19 protein-coding genes are annotated in these 19408 nt (G+C 39.4%); 10 read left to right on the top strand and 9 right to left on the bottom strand.

The genetic code is table 11. From position 1 onward, the window contains the following. Nucleotides 1-9: 9 nt before the first annotated feature. From LKF16_RS07210 to LKF16_RS07220, 3 genes are all read right to left on the bottom strand, one after another. Nucleotides 10-1122 carry an ABC transporter permease gene (locus tag LKF16_RS07210; protein ID WP_291470039.1) on the bottom strand — a complete coding sequence of 371 codons (1113 nt, stop codon included), beginning with the start codon at nucleotides 1120-1122 and terminating at the stop codon, nucleotides 10-12. Next, nucleotides 1097-1840 carry an ABC transporter ATP-binding protein gene (locus tag LKF16_RS07215; RefSeq protein WP_291470041.1) on the bottom strand — a complete coding sequence of 248 codons (744 nt, stop codon included), beginning with the start codon at nucleotides 1838-1840 and terminating at the stop codon, nucleotides 1097-1099. Before LKF16_RS07215 ends, LKF16_RS07210 begins: the two co-directional genes overlap by 26 nt. 148 nt (nucleotides 1841-1988) lie before the next feature. Beyond that, nucleotides 1989-2786 carry a hypothetical protein gene (locus tag LKF16_RS07220; protein WP_291470043.1) on the bottom strand — a complete coding sequence of 266 codons (798 nt, stop codon included), beginning with the start codon at nucleotides 2784-2786 and terminating at the stop codon, nucleotides 1989-1991. A gap of 197 nt (nucleotides 2787-2983) precedes the next feature. Between LKF16_RS07220 and LKF16_RS07225 the strand changes: the two genes are divergently transcribed. Both LKF16_RS07225 and LKF16_RS07230 read left to right on the top strand, forming a co-directional pair. Then, nucleotides 2984-3718 carry an IclR family transcriptional regulator gene (locus LKF16_RS07225; protein ID WP_291470045.1) on the top strand — a complete coding sequence of 245 codons (735 nt, stop codon included), beginning with the start codon at nucleotides 2984-2986 and terminating at the stop codon, nucleotides 3716-3718. 27 nt (nucleotides 3719-3745) lie between these two features. Next, nucleotides 3746-4501, top strand: coding sequence for an SDR family NAD(P)-dependent oxidoreductase (locus LKF16_RS07230; protein WP_291470048.1), 756 nt, complete (start codon nucleotides 3746-3748; stop codon nucleotides 4499-4501). A 288-nt stretch (nucleotides 4502-4789) separates the two neighbouring features. Here the strand turns inward: LKF16_RS07230 and guaB are convergent, their stop codons facing one another. Next, the gene (gene guaB / locus LKF16_RS07235; RefSeq protein ID WP_291470050.1) at nucleotides 4790-6268 is read right to left on the bottom strand and encodes an IMP dehydrogenase; all 1479 of its coding nucleotides are present in this window, start codon (nucleotides 6266-6268) and stop codon (nucleotides 4790-4792) included. Between the two features lie 259 nt (nucleotides 6269-6527). On the opposite strand from guaB, the gene LKF16_RS07240 reads away from it, so the two are divergent. The 7 genes from LKF16_RS07240 to LKF16_RS07270 all read left to right on the top strand — a co-directional run bounded on the left by LKF16_RS07240 (nucleotide 6528) and on the right by LKF16_RS07270 (nucleotide 13244). Beyond that, nucleotides 6528-6863, top strand: coding sequence for a DMT family transporter (locus LKF16_RS07240; RefSeq protein WP_291470052.1), 336 nt, complete (start codon nucleotides 6528-6530; stop codon nucleotides 6861-6863). Then, nucleotides 6863-7177, top strand: a complete 315-nt coding sequence (locus LKF16_RS07245) for a DMT family transporter (protein ID WP_291470054.1) — start codon at nucleotides 6863-6865, stop codon at nucleotides 7175-7177. The genes LKF16_RS07240 and LKF16_RS07245 overlap by 1 nt, the downstream gene beginning before the upstream one ends. A gap of 461 nt (nucleotides 7178-7638) precedes the next feature. After that, the gene (locus LKF16_RS07250; RefSeq protein ID WP_291470056.1) at nucleotides 7639-8988 is read left to right on the top strand and encodes an SLAP domain-containing protein; all 1350 of its coding nucleotides are present in this window, start codon (nucleotides 7639-7641) and stop codon (nucleotides 8986-8988) included. A 173-nt stretch (nucleotides 8989-9161) separates the two neighbouring features. Next, on the top strand, nucleotides 9162-10664 hold the full coding sequence (locus LKF16_RS07255; RefSeq protein ID WP_291470058.1) for an SLAP domain-containing protein: 1503 nt from the start codon (nucleotides 9162-9164) through the stop codon (nucleotides 10662-10664). Nucleotides 10665-10842: 178 nt separating this feature from the next. Continuing rightward, complete coding sequence (locus LKF16_RS07260) at nucleotides 10843-11145, top strand: nucleoside triphosphate pyrophosphohydrolase (protein WP_291470060.1); 303 nt, start codon at nucleotides 10843-10845, stop codon at nucleotides 11143-11145. A gap of 57 nt (nucleotides 11146-11202) precedes the next feature. Beyond that, nucleotides 11203-11574: a DUF1304 domain-containing protein gene (locus LKF16_RS07265; protein ID WP_291470376.1), complete on the top strand. Its 372-nt coding sequence runs from the start codon at nucleotides 11203-11205 to the stop codon at nucleotides 11572-11574. Nucleotides 11575-11642: 68 nt separating this feature from the next. Next, on the top strand, nucleotides 11643-13244 hold the full coding sequence (locus LKF16_RS07270) for a putative polysaccharide biosynthesis protein (RefSeq protein WP_291470061.1): 1602 nt from the start codon (nucleotides 11643-11645) through the stop codon (nucleotides 13242-13244). Nucleotides 13245-13831: 587 nt separating this feature from the next. Here the strand turns inward: LKF16_RS07270 and LKF16_RS07275 are convergent. After that, nucleotides 13832-13957, bottom strand: coding sequence for a putative holin-like toxin (locus LKF16_RS07275; protein WP_291470062.1), 126 nt, complete (start codon nucleotides 13955-13957; stop codon nucleotides 13832-13834). 306 nt (nucleotides 13958-14263) lie between these two features. Here LKF16_RS07275 and scrK point away from each other — a divergent pair, with 306 nt between their 5' ends. Continuing rightward, the gene (gene scrK / locus LKF16_RS07280) at nucleotides 14264-15136 is read left to right on the top strand and encodes a fructokinase ScrK (RefSeq protein ID WP_291470063.1); all 873 of its coding nucleotides are present in this window, start codon (nucleotides 14264-14266) and stop codon (nucleotides 15134-15136) included. A gap of 46 nt (nucleotides 15137-15182) precedes the next feature. Here the strand turns inward: scrK and LKF16_RS07285 are convergent, their stop codons facing one another. The 4 genes from LKF16_RS07285 to LKF16_RS07300 form a co-directional block, all read right to left on the bottom strand. Further along, nucleotides 15183-15416 carry a hypothetical protein gene (locus tag LKF16_RS07285; RefSeq protein WP_291470065.1) on the bottom strand — a complete coding sequence of 78 codons (234 nt, stop codon included), beginning with the start codon at nucleotides 15414-15416 and terminating at the stop codon, nucleotides 15183-15185. A 172-nt stretch (nucleotides 15417-15588) separates the two neighbouring features. Further along, nucleotides 15589-16437 (bottom strand): acetoacetate decarboxylase family protein, encoded by an 849-nt coding sequence (locus LKF16_RS07290; RefSeq protein WP_291470067.1) that lies wholly within the window; start codon nucleotides 16435-16437, stop codon nucleotides 15589-15591. 12 nt (nucleotides 16438-16449) lie between these two features. Beyond that, the gene (locus LKF16_RS07295) at nucleotides 16450-17310 is read right to left on the bottom strand and encodes an SDR family NAD(P)-dependent oxidoreductase (protein WP_291470068.1); all 861 of its coding nucleotides are present in this window, start codon (nucleotides 17308-17310) and stop codon (nucleotides 16450-16452) included. Nucleotides 17311-17327: 17 nt separating this feature from the next. Then, nucleotides 17328-19295, bottom strand: coding sequence for an oxidoreductase (locus LKF16_RS07300; RefSeq protein ID WP_291470070.1), 1968 nt, complete (start codon nucleotides 19293-19295; stop codon nucleotides 17328-17330). Nucleotides 19296-19408: the final 113 nt, after the last annotated feature.

The following is a 19408-nucleotide window of genomic DNA, read 5'->3' on the forward strand; positions in this document are numbered from 1 at the left end:
AGATCCTTTCTACACTTTGCGATAGCGTCTTAGTCCGCGGATGTTGGCCATGGTCAAAATCACTAAAAATAGCAACAAGACTAAAATTGGATTCATGACTTGCCAAAGATTTTTACCACTCATCACAATGTCGCTGGTTGCTTCTCCGGAATACTTCAGTGGCAAGATGTAGGCGATGTATTGGACCCAATGTGCCATTGTATCTAGTGGAATGATTCCTGAGAAAAAGACTTGTGGAATAATTACAAGCGGAATGAATTGCATCATTTGGAATTCTGACTTGGCAAAGGTCGACATCAAAATACCAAATGCTAAAGCTACAAAGGCTAGTATTACATTAACTATCACAATATTCAAAATATTTCCGACCACTTCGACTTGCAGAACGTAAATCGTGAACAAGACGATCAATAAAGTTTGAAAAATAGCGAGAAATCCATAAGAGATCATGTATCCAAACACGATTTCTGACCTTCTGACTGGCGTTGCTAATAGTCGTCCTAAAGTTCCGGAAGTTCTTTCGTTCAACAAGGCCATTCCTGAAATCAAGAAGACGAAGAAGAACACAAAGAATCCCATTAAGATCGGCAACATCTTGTCAAAAAAGTTAGTGTCCTTATTGCCGTAAACATAGCTGTTGTGAATCTTGGTCTTGGTCCGCTTTTGCTGAGGCTGATTGGCCTGTGCCTGAGCTGGCATTTGTGACTGAATCTTCGTCAACGTAGTTTTCAGCTCCTGCATGTTGTTGATCATAACTGATGTATTCAAAGCAGCCTTAGTTGCAGCCGTTTTTGAAGGATCAGTGTTGGCGTATGTCACATGAAAGCCGTCACTCTTTGACTGGATGATCCCATCGACTTTTTCAGACTTCAGAGCTTTCTTGGCCTTGGCCTGACTGGAATAATTGTGCGTATCAATGTGCGACATCTTGTCGATCTGCTTGACCAAACTTGACTGAACGTTGACCGTTGCTAGGTTGACGTTGGTCGTCGTGTTGGCGGTAAAAACTAATTTCATCAAAGTTAAAATCAAAATCGGTGCCAGAAACATCAATGCTAAAGTTCTCTTATCTCTTAAGAGTTCTAATGTCACTCTTTTAGCTATGGCTAACGTTCTTCTCATTTTCACTCTCCACCTTTAAAAAGACATTTTCAATCGTATCTTCGTGATAACGTTCTTTTAATATTGCTGGCTTGTCATAAGCTTGCATTTTGCCACCAATCAACATGGCTACATCATCGACTAATTCGGCTTCGTCCATAACGTGAGTCGTAACTAAAATAGTCTTCCCCTGATCTCGCAAGCGATGCAACTCAGCCCAGATTTTTTTCCGTAAGGCTGGGTCAACTCCGACAGTCGGCTCATCCAAAATCAATAAATCAGCATTTCCAAGCATGGAAATTGCTAACGATAAACGTCGCTTCATCCCTCCAGAATAACCGCTGGTACGTTTATCCAAGTCGTTAGTTAATTCAACCACTTTAGCCACGTGTTCAATTTGTCTTTGGGCATCAGCTGGTTCAATCCCTTTCATGTCGGCAAAAAATTTTAAATTCTCTCGACCAGAAAGTTGCTCGTATAAAGCATCTGTCTGTGCCATATAGCCGATTCGACTCAACAATTTACGATTAGGCATTGTCTCGCCAAAAATCGTCGCTGTTCCAGATTGTGGCGTTTCCATACCCAATAGCACGTTGATTACGGTTGACTTACCTGCTCCAGATGGTCCGATCAATCCAACGATGATGCCAGCCGGGATATCAAAATCGATCTTGTTTAAAACTACTTGGTCGCCAAAAGTTTTCACGATCTGCTTCATTGATACTAATGGTTGCTCCATGATCAATACCTCTAATTTCATGAATTTTATTAGGTGAGTAAATAGTTACTTACTTATTGACTAGAGTATATGAGCATTTACTCACCTTGTCAACAAAAAAACATCATCTTGAAATTTATCAAGATGATGCTTTTTATAATGACTTATATTAACGAGTTGAAAGTGTTGCACCTGTTGCTAATTGGACCCACTCGTCAGTTGAAACGCGGTAGTAAGTATTTCCACTAGCATCTTTAGCTGACTTATCAGTATACCAATCAGTTGCTCCAGCTAATCCACGATTAGATTTTTTACCAGCTAAACTGATCAATGAATAAATGTGACTGCTTGGACCATCTAAAGTAATCTCATTGTAGCCTTTCAAATCTGTGACATCAGTCAATCCAGAAGTCGGAGTTGTTGGTGTAGTTGGCGTCGTAGTACTGTCGTCAGATACCTTAGTATTATTAGTATATGTGAGTTTCTTAGTTGTTAAAACGTTGTCGCCATTTTTAACTGTAACGGTAAATGAGAACTTGTTTCCATTTCCCTTGTTATAAGCTTTTTGCATATCAGCTTTAACGTTTGTACCAGAAACGTAGATCTTTAACTTTTGAGCACCAGAATTGGCCATAGCTGAGGTAGCAGCATCGTCCATGCCACTGTTGATGCTGACGATTTCGCTAGAAAATTGAACTGGTGAAAGTCCCAATCCACTTTCAGTTAAACCAGCAACGCCTTGGAATTCAGCCGTAATAGGCATTGGGTTGCTTTCATCATAAGTTTGATTCTTTAATCCATTCACAGCAGAAACAACATTGGCGTTGGCTTCAGCTGACACAGTTGGATTTGAGAAGATGTCGCTGATCAGACCAGCCTGAGCAGTTTCAGTAGTCAAGCCAGCTGTGATTGGAGCAACTGCCAAAAGTGCTACAGCAGTGATTCCAACAAATTTGATTTTTTTCATATACATACCCTCCAGAAGTATCCTCAATACATTCACCCTTTAGAATATGCGATATTTTATATTTTTACAACGAGATTGAGGCATTTAATTATGTCGAATTTGATATTGTTATTAAAAAAAGTTTCAATATATGAAATTTTACAGATAATTTTGGCAACTATTACAAAAACAATTACCTTACAGATAGAAGGAAGAATATGACTGACTCATCATCTACATTGCGAAATGGTTTAAGAATCTTAGATTTGTTAGAAAAAACTAGTGGTTTATCTTTGACCGCTATCTCAAAACAATTGGGCATCAATAAAAGCACCGCTTATCGATTGCTAGCGACTTTGATCGAGGAACATCGCGTGAAAAAAATTCAACTACGCTATTCGTTAGTTCATGCTGATTTTCACAGTCGATTAGAACAATCATCGTCACTGAATCCAATCTCGATCCCAGTATCTAACAAAATTTTGGACAAATTCGATACGACTGCCTTTATTGGTATCCTCGACAAAAGTAATGTTGTGATCACGCAAGTATTTCCTAAAGATTCTGGATTTTCGGAATTTAGAGTCCTTGGAAACGTTACTACAGTCCATCTGAGTGCCTTGGGCAAAGCTATTGTCGCTTTTTTACCCAAGGATTCTCAACACAAGATCCTTAACGATTTAAGTTTTACTGTGGGTACGAAATATACGCTGGACGACCAAAATATTTTTCAACGAAACTTAGATGTCATTAAGAATACTGGTTTCGCTTTGGATGATGAAGAAAGCAGTCTGGGAATTCGTTGTTTGGCTGTGCCAATTTTTAGAGACGATCAAGTTATCGCTTCATTTGGTCTATCAGGAACTTTTCAAAGCTTGCCACGGACCAAATTACAGAAAATCGCCAAACAATTGGCTAAAAGCAGTCAAGAGATCACTAACGAATTCTTCTAAACTTCCGAATCTGAAGGGAGAATCATCATGAAAACTGTTGTAATTACTGGAGCTGCATCGGGAATGGGATTAGCTGCTACCAAAATATTCCTCGAGCACAATTGGAATGTCGCTATGGCTGACTATAATCAAGAACAAGGACAACAAAAGGCTGATGAATTAGCTAAAAAATATTCGACAGAACAAGTTAAATTTTTTCAAACTGACGTTTCCGATGAAAAATCAGTTGAGAAATTAGCCAAATCCGTTGCTGATAATTTTGACTATGCCGATGCGCTACTAAACAATGCTGGGGTATTCACAGGTGGAATGCTGCATGAAGTAAAGACCGCCGATTGGGATCGGATCATGAACATCGATGTAAAATCAATCTACTTGATGGCCAAATACTTCGTGCCATCAATGATTGAGAGAAAATCTGGCGTTATCGTCAATACTGCCTCTGTTTCAGGGCTCATGGGCGACTACAACATGGCTGCTTATAATGCTGCCAAAGGTGCTGTCGTCAATTTAGTCAGATCAATGGCACTTGATTATGGTCAATATGGAATTCGAGTTAACAACGTTAATCCTGGACCAACTAATACACCAATGTTCCAGCAAAATCCTCAATCGGTTATCGATGAATTTGTTGAAGCAAGTCCGATGAAGAAACTAGTTGAACCAGAAGACGTTGCAAAGACAATGTACTTTTTGACAACCGATGGCGCCAAATCAATCACCGGTCAAAACATTCCAGTTACCGCAGGATTTGGAGTTTGGAGTAGCCAGCCAAAGCAATAAAAAATCTTAGAATAGAAAAAGAGTTAGGAAATCGACAGGATTTCCTAACTCTTTTTGGATTGAAACTATGATTAAGGTTAATGGAACGTACGTCTCCCTCTGGTCGCGTACGCCACCGTTGGAAGTGTTGGCTACGCCAACGAACAACCAAGGTTGCCACTCTCTTTTTTGAAACTAGTTACAAACAACAGCTTCTTCCGCTTGCTACGGATATGGCTGATTGCACAAATCGCAATAAGTCATATCCTAGGCAATGCTCGGAAGCTCCCGTTGTTTTCCACACTCTCTCTATTTTGTTGAATAGTTTGGTGCTTCCTTAGTGATTGTTACGTCATGTGGATGTGATTCTCTTAGTCCGGCGTTTGAGATTTGGATGAATTGTGCGTCTTGCAATTGCTTCAAGTCGGCTGCTCCAACGTATCCCATTCCTGAACGTAGTCCACCTAATAGTTGATAAATCACGTCGCCAACTGCGCCTTTGGCAGCTACTCGACCTTCAATACCTTCTGGAACTAACTTGTTAGCTTCGTTAACTCCACTTTGGAAGTATCTGTCGGATGAACCGTGTGACATGGCGGCTAAACTACCCATTCCACGGTAAGTCTTGAATCGACGTCCTTGATAAATTTCAAATTCACCAGGTGCTTCATCAGTACCGGCTAACATTGAACCTAGCATAACGGCATTTCCACCACCTGCTAGAGCTTTAACGATATCACCTGAGTACTTGATACCACCATCGGCGATAATTGTCTTGTTGTATTCATGAGCCACGCTTGCAGCATCATAAACGGCTGTCAATTGAGGAACACCGACACCGGCAACGATTCTTGTGGTACAAATCGATCCAGGTCCGATACCAACTTTAACAACATCAACACCAGCATCATAAAGTGCCTTGGTACCTTCTGCTGTAGCAACGTTTCCGGCAATCAATGTTGCATCTGGGAATTCGTCACGAATTTGAGAAATCTTACGTAATACACCTGCTGAATGTCCGTGAGCTGTATCGATAACAATTGCATCTGCACCAGCATCAAGCAAAGCACTGGCACGTTCAAAAGTATCGCTAGTTACACCTACTGCGGCAGCAACGAGTAATCTTCCATATTGATCTTTAGCGGCATTGGGGAATTCTTTAACTTTTTCAATATCTTTGATTGTTACTAATCCACCTAGACGACCTTGGCCATCAATGAGTGGTAATTTTTCAATCTTGTGTTCTTGCAAGATCTTGGCTGCATCTGTCAACGATGTACCAACTGGAGCTGTGATCAAGTTCTCACGTGTCATAACTGAATCGATCTTAACTGAATAGTCGTTGATAAAACGTAGATCACGGTTAGTGATGATACCAACTAGTTTCAACTCGTCTGTGTTTGAAACGATTGGAACGCCACTGATGCGATAAGTTCTCATTAAGTCTTCAGCTGCACTGACTGGTGCATCAACTGTTAGATAAATTGGATCGATGATAACGCCATTTTCTGAACGCTTTACCTTCAAAACTTCATCTGCTTGTTGTTCGATGCTCATATTCTTATGGATAACACCAAGACCACCTTGGCGAGCCATAGCAATTGCCATTGGTGCTTCGGTAACTGTATCCATACTTGCACTTAAAATAGGTGTGTTCAATTTAATGTTTTTAGCCAATTGAACTGATAGATCAACGTCATTTGGTAGCACGCTACTTGCTGCAGGTACCAATAAAACATCATCAAACGTAAAACCTTTTTTATCAAATTTTGTATCCCATGCCGACATGTAAGAAATCCTCCTATAATATTATTGCCCGTTATCCGGGTAAAATTTATAGTCATGTTAGCTGATTTTCCGAAGGTAGTCAATTGATTTGTCGAATGAAAACGTTACAATGCCGAATTTATTTTTTCATACGATTTTATTGTATTTTTTACCATCGACCTGATTTGATTGCCGACCTTGAAAAAATAGATTAAAATAATCTACAGACTATGCGGCAAACCGACTAAGGCGGTTTGCCTTTTCATTTTGAGGTGAGCGTATGAGAAGAAGTTGGCTAGAAATTTTACTCGGAGCCGTTTTGGAAGTCGTTTGGGTCTCAGCAATGAAACACATACATTCCGTAATAGGAACATTAATTATCGTGGCAATCATCATCTTGAGTTTCTATTTGATGATCGATGCCAGCAAGAACATCCCCGCCGGAACTACCTATGCGGTTTACGTTGGTTTAGGATCATTATTTGTCGTGGTCGCTGGAGTTCTGATTTTTCACGAAGCTTTCAGTTGGGTCAAATTGATTTTCGTCGTCCTCTTGACCATCGGTGTCATCGGATTGAAGCTCGTCACCGACTATGAAGAAAAGAGGGCTCACTGATGGATTGGATATTTTTGATCTTAGCCGGTTTAGGTGAAATGTCCGGCGTGACTTTCTTAGGGTTTTACACCGAAAAAAAGAATCGTCACGCTATCGTGGCGATGGTATTGTCATTCGTCCTCAGCCTGGGATTCTTATACATCGCCTTGCAAACCATCCCGATGTCGATTGGATATTCAATTTGGACTGGGATCGGTGCTGCCGGTGGTGCCATCATGAATATGTGGTTATTTGATGAACCAAGAAGTTGGGTCCGCGTTCTTTTCATCTTCTTGATAATCTTTGCCGTGGTCGGATTGAAGTTCGCAGGATAACTATACTTGTAAAAAATATTAGAGATATCAATATAAATAATTCGTTATTTATTTTTTTAACAAATATTTTAACTTCTACATTGCTCAATTAAATTTCCAACGATCAATTTATGTTTTACAACAAGTTTGATTCTCTGAGTTTATTTGCTCATTTTATTTTTCGCAATCAAATATCAAACTTTGATGGACTGATTTTTCAATTTTAATTTCAAAAATTTATGTTTAATTCTAAAAATATGCTAGATACCTAGCATCTTTTTTATTTTGGTTAATTTTCCCGGACAAAAAATTGGAGTCACTTATAAATTGATTATTAATCCAAGTCTACTTTTTACAATCAGATAAATACCAATTAATTTCGATAATGATTATTCAATAATCCAAATTGCTGGTTGTTAATTTTTAGACTATATTTCAACTATGTCATGACTATATTTGAATACAGAATTGAGGAGAGCATTATGAAGACTATCAAAAATATATCAACCGCAGCAATCTTATTCTCCACTTTGTTGTTGGGTATCACTATCACAAATCCAACTAATACAGCACAAGCTGACAATGCAACCACTGAAACCAACGATCGTGCCGTTTCAAACACTATCGTCTACGAAGAAGGCACCTCAGTCGTCAACACATCCAGAGTTACTGGGACGGTTGGTTATCAACAAGCTGTCGTTGCCCCTGCAGGCTATAAATTAGCTGATCCAACTAATAACTTCGTCACCCTATTAGATGGCGTCAATCCACGGATCTACGTCAAGGTCACTAGGCTGGCAATGTCCGATCCCGTCACTACTACTATCAACTACATTGATTCCGCCACAAATCAACCAGTCGGCAAACAAACACTTACTGGTTACGAAGACCAAACTTTCGCACTGAACGCACCTAATCTTTACAAATTGGATAATAGCAACGACACTACATACACATTGATAAAGAATGTTTATTCCAGAAAAGTCTATGTTTCCCATGAAAAATTAGCAGCTGGTGAAATAACTAACACCGTCAGATATCGTATTAAAGGTACTGGAATCTATGTTGGTCAACAAACCTTGGTCAGCGGAAAGCCCGGTTCACAGCAAGCCTATGAAGCTCCAGCCGGTTATCGATTAGCTTTTAATCAAAGTTCAGTCTACTTTATTTCATCTGATAGAGCACACTCGATCCACATTGCGGACGTGCAAAAAGATGAAAGTGCCGGTCAAACTAAGGTCAACTTTGTTGAACTTGGAACAGGAGTCGTTATTGGAAACACTATGATCAATGGCGACTTTGGACAAACTCTACCAATCAGCTTCCCTAACGGCTATGAACCAATCAATAGCGCCGACCAAAATCTTGTCCTCAGACCCTACGAGACTCAAAAGGACATCTTAGTCAAAAAATCAAGCAAAGATACTAATAACGATAACGGTACTGTTCAAAAAAATAATTTACTGGTCAAATCTCTAACTGACGCCCCTCTATATGACGTCAACGGAAAGAAAATTTCTAACCGCAGTTTGGGATTAAACTCTGAATGGGCATCCGATCGTTACATGGTATTAAATGGGACCACTTATTACCGTGTTTCCACAAACGAATGGGCAAAAGCATCTGATATGTTAATTTATTACGGATTCAATAGTACTGTAACCACTAAAGATGATGAAAATGTTCCTCTATTTTCTGCAAATGGAACTCAATCAAATCGCAATTTATCACCAAACACTAAATGGGCAACCGACAAATACGCAACGATCAACGGTGTAAAAATGTTCCGAGTATCCACTAATGAGTGGGTTCGTGGGACTGATTTAAAATAATTTATTCAAATATTATTATTAATAAAATAGGCTTAATTACTAAACCTATTTTTTTGTATTCAAAATTTAATACTGATGAAACGTCCAAGTAACCATAAAAATACTATGATAGAGGGGAAATACAGATATAACGTATGAGGGTTATATTCGGATTTTAGAGGAGGATTACTACTATGAAAAAAACAAAGAGATTTGTTGTGACGAGTGCAATCGTTGCCAGCATGGCTTTGGGAACAGTCACGACTGCAGCAACAGCACAAACATCACAAGCAGCTTCAATTACGGATACCGTAGAACAAATTATCAGTCAATTACAGGGTGGTGGTACAACTACATCAACTACTCAAGGAGTTGATGTAAGTAAATTGGAGAAAGTTTCTTTACCAGCTGGAACTGATCCTACACCTGAAAATATCGAAACAGCAATTGGTGGAACGCCAACATTTGGTGGTCTAATTCCGGCCAAAGCTACAATCAAGGATAAAAACAACGTTGAATTTACAGCAGATACGTCAAAATTAGGAACACTTGGCAACATACTCAGCACTGTATTAAATAAAATCAAACAATTGAATGTAACTATTCCAATCGTATATACATCAACACTAACAGCAAAAGATGGTTCAACTACTTTAAACGTTGCTAAAGGCGACAGTAATTTTGACCTTACATCAGTTGGCAATTACAACGTAAATCCTGAAAAGGGTGCAAAGATCAAAGTCATCAGCAATGGTGGTCTTAACTATGCATATGCAGGTACTTACAACGCAACTGTTCAAGCAACTTACGATGACGGAAGCGCAGTTGACAGTGCTGAAGTTCCAATCACAGTCAATGTTCTAGATGCAAATTGGAGTAATGCTGACCAAACTATTGTAAAGGGATCAACGTTTGACCCTTCTACAGTGAACGCAACTGATTCACTTGGCAATCCACTCGACGTCACTGTTAGTGGTAAAGTCGATACATCAAAAGCTAAAGACTATTCTGTAACTTATACAGGTACTGATAAGGCACTCGGTTACAACCAAAAACCACTTACATTTACTAAACAAGCTACTATCCACGTTGTCGACGCTGACAGTTCACAAACTATCAACTTCCAAGATGCTAACTCTGGCGACATTGTAGATACAACTACTATTACTGGTGCTGATGGACAAGTTAAGGCTGTCGATGCTCCTGCTGGATACGACTTCGTTAATACTTCAGACGCAACTGTAACTCTTCAAAAAGGTAGCCACGCTTCAACTGTTAAAGTTGTCAAAACAGGTTCATCTGTTGAGACACCATTCAGCGGTACTGTAGCAACTTATGCTAACGGTGGAATCGTGCCACTATACACAGGTGATGGCACACAAACTTCACGTTCACTATCACCTAACTCAGATTGGGCAACTGATCAAACAAAGACTATCAACGGCGAAAAATACTACCGTGTATCAACTAGCGAATGGGTAAAAGCTTCAACAGTTTATGAATACTCACCAGTTGGTTCAACAATCACAACTAACGCCGGTTCAAACAAGTCACTTTACTCAATCAAAGGTAACAAGTCTTCACGTGCCTTGGCACCAAACACACCTTGGTACACAGACAAATCAACTACTATCAATGGAACACAAATGTACCGTGTTTCAACTGATGAATGGGTAATCGCTTCAGACGTTCACTAATAATATGAAATTATCGAATTGACGAATACCACAAATTTCGATCAAAAATAAAGAGTCTAATTCCGTTGGAGGATTAGGCTCTATTTTTTTAAAAAAAGCTGATCCTACACGACTGATTTTTGTAGAAAGCCCTTCCTTATGGTAATATTGGTAGCAACCATTTTAGGGGGGATTTATTTTGGAAAAATTAGTACGTAATAAAATCCCAGAAATTGTTGGGGATAAGGCCGAATTTAAGACTTTATCAAATGAAGATTATCGAGTTGCTCTGCGCGACAAATTAGTCGAAGAAGCTAAAGAAGTCAAACAGGCTGACGGTCGTGCAAATTTGGTTGAAGAATTAGGGGATCTAGAAGAGCTTATCCATGCGATTTTAGAAGATGCTTCAATCACATATGAAGAAATGGACAGTATTCGCCATTCAAAAGATATGCAACGCGGTAACTTTTCTGAAAAAATTGTTATGATTTCACAGGATTAACAGGAATCGCTTTGCTTTGTTATACAATGAATGTATCTCACGAAGGAGGATCGCATGATGGAAATTTTAACGCTTTTTGTAGTTGCCTTAGTAGGTTTAGAACACATCGGAATCGGACTATTTGAAATGTTCGGTTCAGCCGAGAAACAAGCAGGTGCTTTTGACATGCCTGAAGAATTCGTTAAAACGAAAAATGCCAAGACCGCTTTAGCTAACCAAGGAATTTACAATGCTATGCTGGGTATTTTGATCTTGGCAGTTATCTTATTATTCACCGGTTCAACGCTCAAACTCATCATGATTTTACTCATGTCTTACGTCTTCGTTGTCGCAGTATTTGGCGCTTTGACCGCCACCAAGAAAATCATCCTGTTGCAAGGATTGCCCGCTTTTATCAGCTTATTATTAGTACTCTTCTTTTATGCTTAAAAAAATATCCAAGTTTCAATTTTTTCAACTATAATAGAAATCATACCAATTTAGAATGGATATAATTTATGAAAAAAGATTCACTTTTAAAAAGTTCAGTTTGGATCTCCGTCAGTGGGATCATCTCCAGAATATTAGCCGTTGTCTATATCATTCCTTGGAACATTTGGATAGGTGCCGCTTCAGTCGGCGTTGCCAATGCTCTATATGGACGTGTTTATAACATCTACAATTTATTCTTGATTATCGCTACTGCTGGTATTCCTTCAGCAATTTCCAAAGAGGTCGCTGCATCTAATTCACTCGGACATTACGACCAAAGTGAAAAGATTTTAAAAAAATACAGTATCTACATGACTCTGATCGGTGTCGTACTGGCAGCAATCATGTTCTTCGGTTCAAAATATGTCGCAATCATATTTGCGGCCGGAGATATGCGCGTTGTTACGCCAATCAAATATTTAAGTATTGCGATGTTGGTCATTCCAGCGTTAGGAATTTTAAGAGGTTATATCCAAGGATATGCCTTCATTTCCCTATCGGCTTTTTCACAGGTTATTGAACAAATTGCTCGTGTTGCTTACATGCTTTATGCAACTTACACGATTATGATCTTGCAACACGGAAATTATATGCAAGCCGTTAACCAATCTACCTTAGCTTCATTTATTGGTGCAACGCTTGCCTATGCTTTCTTGATTTGGATGAGACACCGGGTCAGAAAAACAATTTCTCCAGAAGATGTCGTGCCAGTGACTGACAAAGAGAATTTGGCTAAAGTCAGTTTCGGAAGCATGCTAAAATCAGCTATCCCATTCTTATTAGTCGATACCATTATGGTAGTTCTGCAATTATTCGACCAAACTTCATTTGCTTGGATCTATCAATCAATTATCCATGCAAGCACTAAGACGATTGATGATCTATACGCTATGTTTGGATTCCAAGCTAACAAATTGATCATGGTCTTAGTATCCTTAGCCATTTCAGTTTCTGCATCCGTCATTCCTGCTTTGTCAGCTTTGATCAGTCGTAAATCTGAAAAAGCTCAAATTCAAAAGTTAATGCGTAATATCGTCGAATTCACGATTTTCTTGATTCTGCCTGCTACCTTAGGCATGGTCGCAATTGGATCACCTTTATGGACTTTGTTCTATGGTCAAAGTACGCAAGGATCATACGTTTTAGCAGTATCTTGTGCTGAAGCCATTTTCTATTGTGTCTTCATGATTTTGGAAAATATTCTCCAAGTCACGCATCACGTTAAAACTTCAATGTGGTTCTTGTTGATTGCTTATATCATCAAGGTCGCTTTGCAACTGCCATTCACTTTGTGGATGGGCGTATATGGACCACTTCTATCATCAACAATTGCTTTCGCTGTTATGGGACATTTTGCCTTCAGGTTAATCAATAAAGAATTCGGCATTATTGACCCAGAGCTTGGTAAACGTCTGCTAAGAATCACTTTAAACAGTGTTATCATGCTTGTTTTAGTTGGAGCTGCTGTATTCTTGCTCGCAATGGTAATTAATGTACGCTACAAAGTCGGTGCAACAATCGTGTTGTCAATTGGGGCAATTATCGGAATTGCAATATACGGATTCCTAGGATATAAAGACGGATCATTACAAATATTGCGTAAGATCCGCAATACTGAGATTTATTAAAAAGCCGAGAGGCTTTTTTTTGTGGCTTGGAACTCGGCTCCGGACGGTTATCGATTGCCTTTTGGCCGGCATCCTTGATTGTTCGTTGGCGCAGCCAACATTTTAAACAGTAGCGCACGCGCCAAGGGCGACGTACGTTCCATCGCTTGTTGTAAGTCGCCGTCATCGCCGGCAAACAATCACGCCACTACTGAGCCGGGCATCGATGACCGTCCTCCGCCTAAATAGAATTAAGTCAAACTCTCTAAATTGTTTGAAATAAGGTATGCGATTTTTGTTAGAACGTCTTCTAACTTGGTCTACTTATGCCATTATTTTTTACGTCAATTTATTACTCTTCATTATTGTCATTTCTTCAGAAATTTTCATGAATATGTCCTATTAGATAAACTTTGCTTAATGTAGTTTTTACAAAGAAATTGTGATATCAATGTTTTTATAATCATCAAATAGTATTCAAGATGGTGTTATACTTTTGTCGAAACAAAAAGGAGATGCCTTTTATTGGCATCTCCCCCTGTAACCCGTCGAAACGGTGACCAGTTCGTACTATTTGCCGTGCCAACCGCTCAAAGTCACTACGGCTTTTACTTTCGATTAAATTTTAGTATCAACACTACTAATGTTGCAAAGGCAATCATTAGCATCAAGCTTTGATACACGGACATACCCATCTCCTTTGGAGGCGTCGTATGTAAAATCAGTCTAATCATAGGCCTCACCTCACTTTCGTCAGGATCAGCCACCGTTTTAACTTGTTACATCTATAAATTACGAAAAGAAGCCGTAAACAAACTCTTACGACTTCTTTTTGAGTTACAACTATTTTCTATAAAAAAACCACATCGTTTCCGATGCGGTCAATACTCAAATATTTTTTACAAATACAGGAGTTTCTATTGTTCATAAACTCTTACATAGGCATTGTTTGAAACTTCGAAATAATGTCATTTGACCATCCAATATCACAATGATAATATTTTTTGTATGTCATGCACTTATAATTGGAGGAAAATAATTTGTTAGTAGGTAGTATAGAAGCTGGCGGGACTAAGTTTGTTTGTGCCGTTGGGAACGAAGATTACAGTATCAAAGATAGTACTCATTTCCCAACGACTACGCCTGAAGAGACTTTGCAAAAGGCCATTGATTACTTTAAAAAATTTGATGTTGAAGCTATTGGTATTGCTTCTTTTGGACCAATCGAGTTGCGTAAGAACTCACCCAAGTATGGTTACATTACTAAGACTCCTAAAGCTCACTGGGCTGATACAGACTTCATTGGCACATTGAAAAAGGAACTAAACGTTCCAATGTTTTGGACTACTGACGTTAATGGTTCTGCTTATGGTGAATACATTATGTCTACCCTATCTAATGAAAAAATTGAATCTCTAGTTTATTACACTATTGGAACTGGTGTCGGCGGCGGTGCTGTTAGAAATGGTGAATTCGTCGGTAACCTAGGTCATCCGGAAATGGGACATACTTTCTTGAAACGTCACCCTGACGACCTTGATTTTAAAGGTATCTGTCCTTTCCACGGCGACTGTTTAGAAGGGCTAGTTGCTGGTCCAACTTTTGATGCTCGTTTAGGAAAACCTGGAAAAGATGTTCCGCTAACAGATCACACTTGGGACATCATGGCTTATTATGTTGCCCAAGCTGCTATCCAAGTTACATTGATCTTGCGTCCTGATAAAATCGTCTTTGGTGGTGGAGTTGTTAGCGAACCATTCTTAGACAAAGTACGCGTTGAATTTAAAAAATTGTTAAACGACTACGTTGAAGTTGGTGACGTCAATAAATACATCACCATGCCATTAGTTAAAAATAACGGTTCAGCGACCGTCGGTGACTTTGCGTTAGCAATCAAGTCATTGCAAGAATAATATTTAACCCGCCTAGAAATTTTCTAGACGGGCTTTTTTGTCTCAGTCACACTTTGTATTTTAAATAGTTCGCTGACAGTAGCATCAACAAGATAACGATCGTTATCGGCAAAAGCAGCGGCGTGTCTAAATAAACTAAATAGACTGAAAATAGCGATAGTGGAATCGAGATAGCAAATCTCCAAACTCCCACGATATTTCGCAAGCTTTGATTAAATCTTCCATTTAAAGCAATGATCAAGATACAAAACAGTAGTGTTATCAAATGGCTAACACTCATCCAATTCCCCCAGAAATAAGTTTTGAAAACGTTTGTAATATTTCTAACAACAAATGAAATATTAATTACCATTATTAACGATAACAGCCTAATGTAAATTTTTTGTAAATTTTAGCTAACAATTTTCTGTTTCCAAATAAAAACGCCTCGAATAAACCGAGACGTTTTTAGACTAAATAATAAATGTATTTGCTTTTGGATTGATCATGCTTCGGTCATAACGACCTGTGATCAAGTATGGCATGGTCTTCTTTGAATCTACGTCAGCTAGCTTCAGAGTGTTGTGCATGACTGAAGTATCAACATGATACCAAGATGCTCCTAATGGTTTGAGGACCTTCAATTCGCCGAATGGATCGTCGGCAGATGAATTAAGTTCGATATTTAATTTACCGGCTTCAAAACTATCAGTGACCGTGGTGCTTTGCGTAGCTACTAATTTAACGTTTGAGAAGACGTTGCTGCCATCTTCAACTTGGTCCATATCCCAAGTATAGAAGAAACTATTAGTCTCTGCTTGAGAGTTCAAAACTGCTTGAGCGTCGAATACTTGATGTGCTAAATCAGGATCGTTGTAATCGCCTTTTTCCCAAGAGATATCCATTAATTTAACTCCATGACGGTATACCTTGGCTGTAGCTGAGTTATCATTACGTCTGATTTCAAACTTGTCAGCTAATTTCTTCGGAATTCCGGCACCTTCACGTCCAGCAATGACCCCTTCTTCAGCACCTGGTCCGTGGAGCATTAGATTGAATGGATAAGCTCCGATCATCTTGTCGTCGTAATTTGCCAAGACATAAAGGACTGCTTCCATGTACGAGCCGCTAAAACTAGGTTTACCCATCTGAACTGTGTAGCCACAAACTACTGGAGCTACTAACTTCAATGGCTTTGGCAACAATTTTTTCAGGACATCTTCAGGAGCTGCGTATGCAAACATGATACCCTCTTGATCGTCCATACGAGGCAACGTGAGGAAGTTCTTTACATCATCTTCTGATACTTTAAAACTTGCCATTTTTCATTCCTCCTACATTAGTCCATCCATAATATGGACATCTGGTTTATCGCCATTTACGATTCTCTTGACACGATCGCCAATCATAGTGTTGAAGACTGGGTGTGTCAAAATATAGAACTCGTCGTCTTCTAGAGCTTGGAAAACAGTCATTGCAATCGAATCGATCGGCATACCATTTTTGATAACAAATTCAGCAACTTGCTGACCACCTTTAAAGGTATCGCTGGTGTAATATGGATCGCTCTTATCTGTATATTGTTCTGGACGATGTTTTTCTGTGTGATAAAGGTCTGTTTGAACAAATCCTGGACACATGACGTGCATTTCGATATCAGCACCCATTCTTTGGAGATCGTAGGCTGTAGCTTCAGTCATCCCCACACTTGCGAATTTACTTGCGTGATAGGCTGGCATTCCTGGTGTATCGATCAGACCAGCAATTGATGCCACATTAAGAATTGCACAATGGGTCTTTTGCTTTAACATAATCGGGATAACTTTATGCATTGCGTAAACTTGACTCATCAAATTAACATGCATGATCCATTCCCAGTCACGACTTGGCAATTCCCAAACTCGACCAGGTAAAGCAATACCAGCATCGTTGATCAAAAGGTCAATTTGCTTGAAGCGTTTGATTGTTTGGTCAACTGCATCATCTACATCCTCTTCTTTAGTCACGTCTCCTGGGATCATCTCGACTTGAGCTCCCATATCGGCAATTTCTTTATAAACTCGTTTTAAGGCCGGTTCGTCAATATCTACCAAAGCTAGTTTCATTCCACGGCGAGCACCTTCTTTAGCGATTTCAGTACCAAATCCGTGAGCGGCACCGGTAATGAACATAACTTTGTCTTTAAAGTCTTTCATCCTATTCGGTCTCCTTTCTATTGTTTAACAACCTCTGGTTCAAAAACATAAGCTTTGGTGTATCCATCTTTCATTGCATCAGCAATTTGTCCGCTTTGATTAGCATCGCCAATCAATTTTGTCTCTGGGAAGGCTGCGACAAATGGTTCTGTTCCAGTCTTATCTGGAGCAACACCAAGTGACAAGACCACTGTATCTGCAGGAACAACTCCCATTGAATGGTCGATACTATCAAGAGTCTTGATACCTTGATCAGAAGCTCCAATCATTTGTTTATTAGTCATAAATACTGGTGCCTTGTCTAATTTCTTCATACGTGTGGTTTGATCGATCAATAATGTTGGATTCATTCCTGGACCAATATCCTTAGCTTTTTCAACGATAGTTACTTCATGACCTTCGTTGATCAACCTTTCAGCTGTCTCAAGACCAGTCATACCAGAACCAACTACGACTACCTTGCCCTTTACTTTAGCTTTTTCAGCTAGATAATCTTCGGCAGTTACTACTGTGCTGCCATCCATACCTGGAAGCATTGGAATAATTGGCTTTGCACCTGCAGCAATAAATACGCCCACTGGATCTAAGGCTTTAACATTTTCAACTGTTGCTGTCTCGCCTAAACGTACTTCAATGTTTTCACGTTTATTAACTTGATTGATCAAGTGGTCTCTAAACAACTCGATTTTATCTTTAAATGGTGGAACAATTGCTAGATTCAACGTGCCACCTAATTCGTCGCCACTATCAAATAGAGTTACTTTAAAATTACGATCAGCTAAGGTCTTGGCAGCTTCCATACCGCCAGGTCCACCACCAATAACGACAACACTTTGACCATCGCCATCTTTTGTTAGACTTGAGAATTCTCTTTCACGACCTGTTCTTGGGTTAACAGCACAAACTGTATGTTTTCCTTCACTAAGTGCTTGGAAGCACAACAAGCAACCGATACATGTCGTGATCTGGTCTGATTGACCTGTCCGAGCTTTGTATGACCAAGCTGGATCAGCCAAACTGGCTCTGGCAATTCCGATAAAGTCGGATGCGTCTTCTTCAAGCAATTGTTCCGCAAATTCTGGAGTTTTAATGTTATCAACTGCAATGACTGGAACTGAAACGTTCTTCTTGATTTGAGTCGAAAGATTCTTCTTCCAGCCTTGTGGATATGATCCTGGTTCAATGATCGTTGGAGCACTTTCATAAGTACCACTTGAAACATTGATGCAATCAGCACCATAGCTTTCCAAAGTCTTGGCTACTTTGATCGAGTCTTCGATCTTCATGCCGCCGTCGACGAATTCATCAGCAGAAATACGTACGCTGACTGGATAATCTTGACCATTCATATATTTGATACCAGAAATAATTTCTTGGACGATTCTTAGACGGTTGTGGAATGAACCACCATATCTATCTGTCCGTTTATTAGAATAAGGAGAAATAAATTGATTTAACAAATAACCATGTGCAGCGTGCAACTCAACGCCATCAACACCAGCTGCTTTTGCAATCACAGCTCCCTTGATAAATTTTTTGACCATGGCAGTAACTTCTTCTGTTGTCATTGCACGTGGAGTTTGTTTAACGAACTTATCAGCAATTGCCGATGGAGCAATCATCTTTTTGCCACCGATAAGGTCTTCGTTAGTTTCACGACCTGGATGATGCAATTGGACAAATAATTTACAGTCGTATTTGTGAACTGTATCTACTAAACGTTGTAGTTGTGGGATAACTTTAGGGTCAGTCACTGATAATTGCTTATAAGTACCGACACCTGTCTCATCATCTACTCGAGTAATTTCCGTAATAATCAAACCAACGCCAACACGAGCACGTTCTTCGTAGTAACGGATCATGTCGTCACTAGCTTCCCCGTTGATTTTAGCCAATGACACACCAATGGCAGGCATTACAACTCTGTTTTTAATTTCGAGTTTGCCAATCCGACCACTTGTGAACATTTTTTTAAATTGTGCCATCTATGGTACCTCCTTGTCATGAATGCATTATTTCATCACTGACTTAACAATAACGTAGGCAGATTTGATGGAAAAGATACTTAATGAACAAGAAAAGGACTACTAAAATGTGC

The sequence above is a fragment of the Companilactobacillus sp. genome (assembly GCF_022484265.1).
In the GTDB taxonomy this organism is placed as follows: domain Bacteria; phylum Bacillota; class Bacilli; order Lactobacillales; family Lactobacillaceae; genus Companilactobacillus.